Source organism: Aquidulcibacter sp. (assembly GCF_049239865.1).
GTDB lineage: Bacteria > Pseudomonadota > Alphaproteobacteria > Caulobacterales > Aquidulcibacteraceae > Aquidulcibacter.
The window spans coordinates 1-1,565 of the sequence record NZ_JBMLTR010000024.1 but is presented as its reverse complement, the minus strand read 5'-3'; the positions used below and the strand labels follow the sequence as shown (position 1 = coordinate 1,565).

Genomic DNA, 1,565 nt, shown 5'->3' with positions numbered 1-1,565 from the left:
TAAGACATACGCACCTCGCACCTTCATATTTCCACGCTACGGTCCCACACGCCTGCGGGACCGTTTATTGCGTTTGAAGGGGGCTTTTTCCCGAGCAGGCAATCATTCGGCAGCCTGCGCGCCCAGCCCCCGCTGGATGATCGCGCGGCCCCACAAGAAGGGAAGAGCGATGGCTCAATCGTTCACGGGTAAGAAACGTATTCGTAAATCTTTCGGCAAAATTGCCGAGGCAGTGACAATGCCGAACCTGATCGAGGTTCAAAAAAGTTCCTATGACCAATTCCTTCAAAAAGATGTGCCGCAAGAAATGCGCCGCGACGAAGGCATTGAAGCGGTTTTCAAATCGGTATTCCCGATCAAGGATTTCCAAGAACGCGCCGTTCTGGAATATGTCTCTTTTGAGTTTGAGCCCCCCAAGTTTGACGTGGATGAATGTATCCAGCGCGACTTGACGTTTTCGGCTCCTCTGAAGGTTAAGCTGCGTTTGATCACGTTTGAATCAGATGAAGATACCGGTGCAAAGTCGGTCAAGGATATCAAGGAACAAGACGTCTATATGGGCGACATTCCTTTGATGACTGACAAGGGCACGTTCGTAGTGAACGGTACCGAGCGCGTGATCGTCTCGCAGATGCACCGTTCGCCTGGCGTCTTCTTCGACCATGACAAGGGCAAGACCCACTCGTCGGGTAAGCTGTTGTTCGCAGCCCGCGTCATTCCTTACCGTGGTTCGTGGCTGGACTTTGAATTCGATGCAAAGGACGTGGTTTACGTCCGTATCGACCGCAAGCGTAAGTTGCCTGCGACCACCATTCTCTATGCCTTGGGCATGGGTGCGGAAGACATTCTGTCGACCTTCTACAAGACCATCACCTATACCGCAGCGGAAGGCGGCTGGAACATTCCGTTCGTGCCAGAGCGTTGGCGCGGTCAAAAGCCTGCTTATGATCTGATCAATGCAGCGAACGGCAAAGTCGTGGCTGAAGGCGGCAAGAAGTTGTCGGCCCGCAACGCGAATAAATTGGCTGAAGAAGGTGTCACCACCTTGTTGGTGCCAGACGATCAATTGATTGGCCGCTTTGCAGCCTTCGATATCGCCAGCGCCGAAAATGGTGAAATCTATGCCGAAGCCGGCCAAGAGTTGAGCCATGTTCAGATCGTGGAAATGCGCCAAGCTGGCGTGACTGAAATCGACGTCTTGGACATCGACAATGTCACCGTTGGTCCTTGGATGCGCAACACCATCGTTCTGGACAAGAATGACGGCCGTGAAAGCGCGTTGACCGACATTTACCGCGTGATGCGCCCAGGTGAACCACCCACGCAAGAAACGGCGCAAGCCATGTTCCAATCCTTGTTCTTCGACAAAGAGCGCTATGACCTCTCGGCCGTTGGCCGAGTGAAAATGAACATGCGCCTCGACCTCGATGTGGATGACGAAATGCGCGTTCTGCGCAAGGAAGACATCATCGAAGTCCTGAAGGTTCTGGTTGGCCTGCGTGATGGCCGTGGCGAAATCGACGACATCGACAACCTCGGCAACCGTCGTGTGCGTTCGGTCGGCG

1 pseudogene is annotated in these 1,565 nt (G+C 53.8%); it reads left to right on the top strand.

The features are described 5' to 3' along the window. Nucleotides 1-169: 169 nt before the first annotated feature. Nucleotides 170-1,565 (top strand): annotated as a pseudogene (locus ACOVRA_RS02475) (DNA-directed RNA polymerase subunit beta); the annotation flags it as partial.